Raw genomic sequence first — 8,063 nt, 5'->3', positions numbered from 1 at the left:
GGCCGTCGTTGAAAATGGATCCTTAAGTAAAGCTGCTCGTGTGATGAACCGAACGACACCACCTGTAGCGAAATCAATCAAAGATTTTGAAGCCGTGCTAGGGAAGCGCTTGTTTAAGCGGGAAAAGTTTGGTATGAGTTTAACGCAAGAAGGGTTAGAACTCTATAATGATTTAAAATCACTTTATCTGCAAGAAAAAGAGATAACAAAAAAACACACATCGGGCGTTATTAATAATAGCATTCATGTTTATTATGATTGGGGTAAAAGTCAATATTTAACAGCACTCTATCAAGCAGCCAATAAGAATTGTTCACATATAAATATGATGAGATTTTCGAAAGATAATTTTGAAGAGATACCAGATTATGATGGAAACACGTTAATCTTAAGCTCAGATAAAATTATTAGTGAAAAGTTTAGCTTAATACATCAAGTTAAAAATAAATATCTAGGAATATGTTGCCAACAAATGTTAGCACAAAAAGCACAAGAGAATATCAATACATTGCTAAAAGAAAATATTTGGTTATGTGATCCCGCTTTATATAAAACAGCAAAAATAAAGAAATTAGAAAATGAAATAGCGGATCAGGGTAAACCTGTCAGTATTAGATTGATGGATGATTTAAATTGTTGTTTAAACTTTATTCAAACTCACCATTCGCTATTATTTACTGATGAAAACCCGATTAAAAGTGAGGATGAAAAGCAACTGTGCTTTATACCTTTAACACAAACGGAACTGATTTATAATTGTTATATCTATAAATCTAAATATCACTCGAGTATATTGAACAGGTTTGTTGATTTAATAAAAGAATTGGAATGAAAAAATAGTGAAGAGTATTGAAGATGGTGGTGGGAGAAGGATTCGAACCTTCGAAGTCTGTGACGGCAGATTTACAGTCTGCTCCCTTTGGCCGCTTGGGTATCCCACCAACATTAAATTGTCTTGCTGTCCGTGACAGCGGGCGCAATAATACCAAATACCTGAGATGTGTAAAGTGCTATTTTAAGAAAAAGCGATCAACTGCTGTAAAAATATCCGCTTTGCTTAACTGTTGTGCTATATCGTATTGATTTTAGATAGAAAGCTATAGTGATTGACTTGGATGTGTAACAAAAAATAAAAAGAGCCTGTGATAAAATAACTATCTCAGGCTCTTGTTACTTTAGGCTTGTGTCGTAGTTACACTAATTTAAAACGGGTAAGCCTACAAAATAATTGTTCTGTTGCCATAAACAAAAACACGTTGCGAGAGCACCCAATAGAGGGCGTGGCTTAGTACGTTTTTCTCTACATCCCGTCCTGCGCGCATCATATCTTCTGCTGAAAAAGTGTGGTCTACGTTTATTACATTTTGAGTAATAATAGGGCCTTCATCTAAATTATCATTTACATAGTGAGCTGTGGCGCCAATAATTTTTACACCACGTTCATAGGCTTGATGATATGGGCGGGCGCCAATAAATGCCGGTAAGAAAGAATGATGAATATTAATAATTTGATTTGGGTAATGTTGTACAAATGCGGGGGTTAATACACGCATATATTTAGCTAATACCACATAATCAGGTTTGTATTGGTCAATTTGTGCTATCAGTTTTTCATCATGCTGATCACGGGTTAACCCTTCATGACTAATGAGATGGAAAGGGATCCCAAATTGCTCAACAAGGTGTTTTAGCGTGTCGTGATTACCAATAACTGCTGCAATTTCAACATCCAGATCACCAAAAGCGCTTTTCATTAAGAGGTCACCAATACAATGGGCTTCTTTAGTGACCATAATGACGATACGGCGGCGACCGGCAGTATTAAGCTCTCGCTGTGAGCCTTGTGGAAGTGCATCATCTAAATCGGCTAAAAAGGTTTCATCATTAAAAATGCCTTCTAGCTCAGTACGCATAAAAAAGCGGCCAGTGCGATGATCAACAAACTCATTATTTTGAACAATATTGAGCTGATGTTTATAACAAATATTAGTAATTTTTGCGATAAGTCCTTTCGCATCTGGACAAATAGTACGTAGTATTTTCTTTTGAGTATTTTGGTGTTGCATGTATGGATAAATCCTTTAATTTACTTCTGTGTTTGCAATTATTTTCTGTTGTGTTCACAACATTTTTTGTATTTACGGCCTGAGCCACAAGGACAGGGATCGTTTCGTCCTACTTTAGGCTGTACACCATCAATATAAAACCAGCAGTCGTCTATTTTTAGAAAACGAGAGCGTTCATGTAGATACTGCTTATCATCAGCATTTATTTCAATAAAGCAAGCTGAGAATTCAACAAAGGCTTCGTTATCACGAGGGTTTTCTTGTGCCGATATAATATGTAACCCTAGCCATTGTGTATTGGGAAACGTGGCGATTAACTCATCCCGTAAAGAAGGTGTACGACACGAAGGGTGCCATGTTTTGATTAGGTGATCTGCATTATGAGTCACAAAAGCACTATAGCGAGAGCGCATTAACGCTTGAGCTGTAGGGGCATTTTTTGTCCCTAATAAGTAAGGCTCACAGCACTCACTATAAGGCAATTGGCTATTGCAGGGGCATAAATTTGACAAGGTAATGTCCTGATCCATTTTTATACGACGATCCCCATCAGAAAAATAGCGATTAGGAATAATAAACGTCAATGTTGAACTAAACTAATAATGTAACGCTAAATAAACTGCAAGTGAAATGATAGTTATGGGTATTACTAATGAATAAAGCCTTAGTCGGTAAAAAAATTCTCATTATTGATGATGAGGTTGTATTTCGCACCATGCTCACTGAGTATTTTTCACACGAAAAGGCTTGCGTTTATGCGACTGACAATGGTAGCCAAGCATTGTTGTTACTTGAAGAGGGACTAAGACCTGATCTTATTTTATGTGATATCAGAATGCCTGTTATGAATGGGCCGACTTTTTTATGTCATCTAGAGCAGCGTCATTGGTCTTTCCCTGTTATTGCTATTTCATGTACTGACAACATGGCTGAAATTGATGATATGTTGCGCTTTGGCGCTCAGGACGTTTTTCTTAAGCCCGTAACTAATTTAGCTAAGTTAAAACAGAAGGTCATTGAAGTATTATGTCCAGGTTTTTTTGAGTCTGAATTAATTGCAAGGGGACAACTTGGACCTCTTTGGAATAACTTACGAGAACAGCCTCATTATATTCAATCCTTTGTTAAACAGATGCAACCGCAAGTTAAACAAATTGTCGCAGGATATAATGTTAATTATCGTCAATTAAATGATGCATCCCAAATGGGGTTGTTATTTGATATAGCGACTTTATCAAAAGATCAAATCATTTTTTACTGTGTTGACGTCTCTAATGATGAAGAAAATGGGTTACTCGTTGCGCTGCTTTTAAGGGTGGTTTTTAATCGTTTCCTAAAAGCTACTGAGAAAAGACGCTTCTTACCTAGTATGTATAACATATTGAATAAAATCAATAAAATGCTTGAGGATATGGGGGGGAGAGGATCATTCCCGCTGATTTTAGGTTATTACCACACCAAGGAAAAAAATATATTATTAGCGTCAGCAGGACTACGAGCTGAAATAAAAACAGAGAATAAAAAATATGTTTTAAATAGTGGTATACCTTTAGGAACACTACACTCTTTATATATTAACCAAATAAAGTGTGTGGGAATAGATTGGCAATGTAAAATTTGGAATCAGCACCATAAAATTAATTTAATGTTCTCACCTATACATAAACGTTAAATTTAGATTAAATAAAATCTGTTATTGCACATATATTAAACATAAATGAAGAACAATCTCAATTAAGCGATGATGCTCTGTTTATCCGTAGATATTAGCTGGTATACTCTGGCGATTATTTTTTTATATGTACCATAACATCATAGGAATATCATGGTACTTAATTTGTAGGAGAAGAGTAATGTCATCAGTGGTGCGTAAAGTAAGAAAAGCGGTGATCCCTGTTGCAGGGCTAGGAACAAGAATGTTGCCTGCCACCAAGGCTATCCCAAAAGAGATGCTACCTGTTGTTGATAAACCTTTAATTCAATATGTTGTTAATGAATGTATTGCAGCTGGCATCAATGAAATTGTGCTAGTTACACACTCTTCAAAAAATTCTATTGAAAACCATTTTGATACCAGTTTTGAATTAGAAGCTATTTTAGAAAAACGAGTTAAACGTCAGTTGTTGGAAGAAGTACAAGGTATTTGTCCAAGTCACGTTACTATTATGCAAACTCGCCAAGGAATAGCAAAAGGGTTAGGCCATGCCATTTTATGTGCAAAACCTTTGGTGGGTGATGAGCCTTTCGCTGTTATCTTGCCGGATGTTATTTTAGACCGATATAGTGCTGATCTGACTAAGGTTAATTTAAAAGAGATGCTTTCTCATTTTGAACAATCTGGCGCAAGTCAAATTTTAGTAGAGCCTGTTCCTGAAGAGGAAGTATCTAACTACGGGATTGTTGACTGCATGGGAGAACATTTACAGCCTGGCGACAGTAAACCCATTACTCGTGTGGTAGAAAAACCGAAGAAAGAAGAAGCACCTTCAAATTTATCTATTGTTGGTCGTTATGTGTTGTCTGAAAACATTTGGCCTTTATTAGCCAAAACCGCACCAGGAGCAGGGGATGAAATTCAATTAACTGACGCGATTGCAATGTTAATTGAAAAAGAGCCTGTAGAAGCTTATCACCTACAAGGGAAAAGCCACGATTGTGGTAATAAATTAGGTTATATGAAAGCTTTTGTTGAATATGGTTTACAGCACGAAGAGTTTGGCGAAGAGTTCACGAAATGGATAAAATCACTGCAAGCTTAATGTGTTGAGTAACAAAATTTAACGATTTATCTTGTTAATAGTGTCGCACTGTCATTTTAATTTTATAATGTGGTGCGGCATTTATTTATGGCTTAAAGCTTAAAAGTACCGCTATAAAAGATGATAAATTACAGTGCTAATATTGATATATATATCGGCATTGACTAGGTTAAGCGTTATGATGTTAATTGAGGTGATATTAAGCATGATAGCGTTTAGCGCAGAAATCAATTAATTGGGTTATTTGAGTATAATATGAAAATATTAGTAACAGGTGCAGCAGGATTTATTGGCTACCATTTAAGCCAGCGTTTGATAGAAATGGGTTATCATGTTGTCGGGATAGATAATCTCAATGATTATTATGATGTGCGCTTAAAAGAAGCACGATTAGCTAAACTTAATCAGTTGGATAACTTCCAATTTGATAAAATTGATATTACAGATTCAGTGAGTATTGCGCAATTATTTGCTGATCACCGTTTTGATCGAGTTATTCACTTGGCGGCTCAGCCTGGCGTTCGTTATTCAATTGAAAACCCAATGGCATATATCGATGCTAATATTGTAGGCCATATTAATATATTAGAAGGTTGTCGCCATCATAACGTTGGGCATTTGATTTATTCGTCATCAAGCTCGGTATATGGTTTAAATCAAAAGCAACCTTTCTCTACAGAAGATAGTGTTGATCATCCGGTGTCACTTTATGCTGCGACGAAAAAAGCCAACGAATTAATGTCTCATAGCTATTCTCATTTATATCAGCTACCCACAACAGGACTGCGATTTTTTACCGTATATGGTCCTTGGGGGCGTCCTGATATGGCACTATTTAAATTTACTAAAGCTATGTTAGCGGGTGAGCCTATCGATGTTTATAATGGCGGAAATATGACCCGTGATTTCACTTATGTCGATGATATTGTCAGTTCTGTGGTACGTTTAATTAATATTATTCCTGAACCCAACCCAAATTGGACCGTAGAGCAGGGGGAAACTTCATCAAGTTCTGCACCTTATAAAATATATAATGTGGGTAATGGGCAACCTACAAAGTTAATGGATTTTATTACAGCAATAGAAAAATCACTCAATATTAAAGCTAAATTGAACTTAATGCCGATGCAAGATGGTGATGTACTTTCAACCTGTGCTGATTGTAGCGATTTAGCTCAGACAACAGGTTTTTCACCCAACACTGCAGTAGAGTATGGTGTGAAGCAGTTTGTGGATTGGTATGTAGATTATTACCAGCAATAATCAGAGCATAGATATAATGCACAAGACAAAAAGGAGCCTTAAAGCTCCTTTTTTATTATAAAATTAACTAATTAATTTTATCAATACATTCACTATATTTGTAAAGCCCTTTTTATTTAAAAGCTTCATCAGCCTATTAAAGTTAAACGCTCGTTTAATAAAAATGACTAAACAAGAAAAATACCCTTTTAATTTTTAAAAGGGTATTTTAAATAGAGTATGCATTAAATTAGATGAGGAAATCTTCTAAAGATTTGCCTTCTTCTTCAATTGCACGTTTGATTACAGCTGGTGTACGGCCTTGGCCTGTCCAAGTTTTAGTTTCACCATTATCATCAACGTATGAATATTTAGCAGGACGTGCTGCACGTTTAGCACGACCAGTTTTGCTTGCGCCAGCAGCTTCAAGCAGGTCAGTTGGATCAATACCATCGGCAATTAATAGCTCACGGTATTTTTGTAATTTTTGCTGACGTTCTTCAATTTCAGCTTGCATTGCTTGTTCTTCTTCGCGGCGTTCATTAACAACGACTTCAAGTTTCTCAAGCATTTCTTCTAAAGTTTCTAAAGAAGTTTCTCTTGCCTGTGCACGAAGAGTACGGATGTTATTTAATATTTTTAAAGATTCGCTCATTTTCCTGGTCTCAAATAAATGTTGTTGGCTGATGTAATACTAATAATAGATTGCTATTTAAAATTCTGCAATAGCTAAATACAAACCAAACGTAAATTTTCTTTTTTTAAAACGAATATCTTTACAAAAAAATATTAAAAGTTGGGGCATCTTTCGCCAATAAAGGAAATATTAGTAATGATATACATCTTTTAACTGGTGATAGCGCTAATGTAAAAGAATAGAAAACGTTGTCTACTTTTTTATAATAACGGATTTTTTTCTAAAAATGCGCTTAGAGTAACTTTCATAGTTTAATAACTGTATATCAAAGGCGGGGTTAATATGTTAAGTACCTATTAAGGCTATTTATTTTTTAAACAAAAAATTTGCCTCATCAGTGATCCTGCGCTTTTTTCGCTATATCTTTTATAGAAATAAAGGCTATAAATAGTTGTCGTTGATAACTTCTCGTTTGTTTATGTTAAACTGCTTCCCGCGATAATACACACTATTTAAGGAGAGAGCTGATGGCTCAGCTTTACTTTTATTATTCAGCTATGAATGCCGGAAAATCAACATCTTTATTGCAGTCTTCTTATAACTATAATGAGCGAGGAATGCGAACTTTGATTTTTACGGCAGCGATAGACACACGTTTTGCCAAGGGAAAAGTAACCTCAAGGATAGGGTTAAGTGCTGATGCATTGCTTTTCAGTGATGATATGAATATTCGTGATGCTATTTTAGCTGAAAATAATAAAGAGCCTATTCATTGTGTTTTGATTGATGAATGCCAATTTTTGACTAAAGCACATGTAGAGCAACTTTGTGAAATTACCGATAGTTATGATATACCCGTTTTAACCTATGGCTTAAGAACGGATTTTAGAGGTGAATTATTTACCGGTAGTGCTTATTTGCTTGCATGGGCTGACAAGCTCGTTGAGCTTAAAACAGTTTGTTACTGCGGGCGTAAAGCAAATAAAGTATTACGCTTAGCGGCAAATGGGAAAGTACTTTCAGACGGCGCACAAGTGGAAATAGGTGGTAATGAAAAATATGTTTCAGTGTGCCGCAAACATTATACAGAGGCTACGTTAAAAGGACGAATTGAACAGTTATAATGCAAAATTCCTCTTCTCTATTGTTAATTGGTGCGGGAATAGAGGGGGGGAAATATAATCGTCTAAATAAATGTTATCTCTTGTTATACTAAAAAAAGGTTATCTATTTTTAGAAGTTACGTTTTATATTTACTGTATTTTATAATTCATAACTGAAAATAGCATCAATATAGCATCAATAATGTAAAAAAATGTTAGTTTTTTTCTAGAAACATTTATTCGTTTTCTCCGTTTC

8 protein-coding genes and 1 tRNA gene are annotated in these 8,063 nt (G+C 35.4%); 5 read left to right on the top strand and 4 right to left on the bottom strand.

All coding sequences use genetic code 11. From position 1 onward, the window contains the following. On the top strand, positions 1-832 hold an 832-nt coding region (locus AACU95_RS08060; RefSeq protein ID WP_161737227.1), incomplete at its 5' end, for a LysR family transcriptional regulator. 24 nt (positions 833-856) lie between these two features. Here AACU95_RS08060 and AACU95_RS08055 read toward each other — a convergent pair. From AACU95_RS08055 to AACU95_RS08045, 3 genes are all read right to left on the bottom strand, one after another. After that, positions 857-941 (bottom strand) — tRNA-Tyr (locus AACU95_RS08055). Positions 942-1,217: 276 nt separating this feature from the next. Then, positions 1,218-2,066 (bottom strand): formyltetrahydrofolate deformylase, encoded by an 849-nt coding sequence (purU, locus tag AACU95_RS08050; protein WP_004243254.1) that lies wholly within the window; start codon positions 2,064-2,066, stop codon positions 1,218-1,220. Between the two features lie 38 nt (positions 2,067-2,104). Next, positions 2,105-2,596, bottom strand: coding sequence for a YchJ family protein (locus tag AACU95_RS08045; RefSeq protein ID WP_004243253.1), 492 nt, complete (start codon positions 2,594-2,596; stop codon positions 2,105-2,107). 122 nt (positions 2,597-2,718) lie between these two features. On the opposite strand from AACU95_RS08045, the gene rssB reads away from it, so the two are divergent. The 3 genes from rssB (at position 2,719) to AACU95_RS08030 (ending at position 6,088) form a co-directional block, all read left to right on the top strand. After that, positions 2,719-3,738: a two-component system response regulator RssB gene (gene rssB, locus AACU95_RS08040; RefSeq protein WP_141192024.1), complete on the top strand. Its 1,020-nt coding sequence runs from the start codon at positions 2,719-2,721 to the stop codon at positions 3,736-3,738. 181 nt (positions 3,739-3,919) lie between these two features. Then, positions 3,920-4,825 carry a UTP--glucose-1-phosphate uridylyltransferase GalU gene (gene galU, locus AACU95_RS08035; protein WP_004243251.1) on the top strand — a complete coding sequence of 302 codons (906 nt, stop codon included), beginning with the start codon at positions 3,920-3,922 and terminating at the stop codon, positions 4,823-4,825. A 255-nt stretch (positions 4,826-5,080) separates the two neighbouring features. Further along, complete coding sequence (locus AACU95_RS08030; RefSeq protein WP_004248222.1) at positions 5,081-6,088, top strand: NAD-dependent epimerase; 1,008 nt, start codon at positions 5,081-5,083, stop codon at positions 6,086-6,088. Positions 6,089-6,317: 229 nt separating this feature from the next. Here AACU95_RS08030 and hns read toward each other — a convergent pair whose 3' ends face one another. After that, positions 6,318-6,722, bottom strand: coding sequence for a histone-like nucleoid-structuring protein H-NS (hns, locus tag AACU95_RS08025; protein ID WP_004243249.1), 405 nt, complete (start codon positions 6,720-6,722; stop codon positions 6,318-6,320). 509 nt (positions 6,723-7,231) lie between these two features. Between hns and AACU95_RS08020 the strand changes: the two genes are divergently transcribed. Next, positions 7,232-7,828: a thymidine kinase gene (locus AACU95_RS08020; RefSeq protein ID WP_004243248.1), complete on the top strand. Its 597-nt coding sequence runs from the start codon at positions 7,232-7,234 to the stop codon at positions 7,826-7,828. The last annotated feature ends 235 nt before the right edge of the window (positions 7,829-8,063 follow it).

The organism is Proteus sp. G4415 (assembly GCF_963896075.1).
Lineage (GTDB): Bacteria > Pseudomonadota > Gammaproteobacteria > Enterobacterales > Enterobacteriaceae > Proteus > Proteus mirabilis.
The sequence above is the reverse complement of the archived record's forward strand: the minus strand, read 5'-3'. Positions and strand labels throughout refer to the sequence as shown.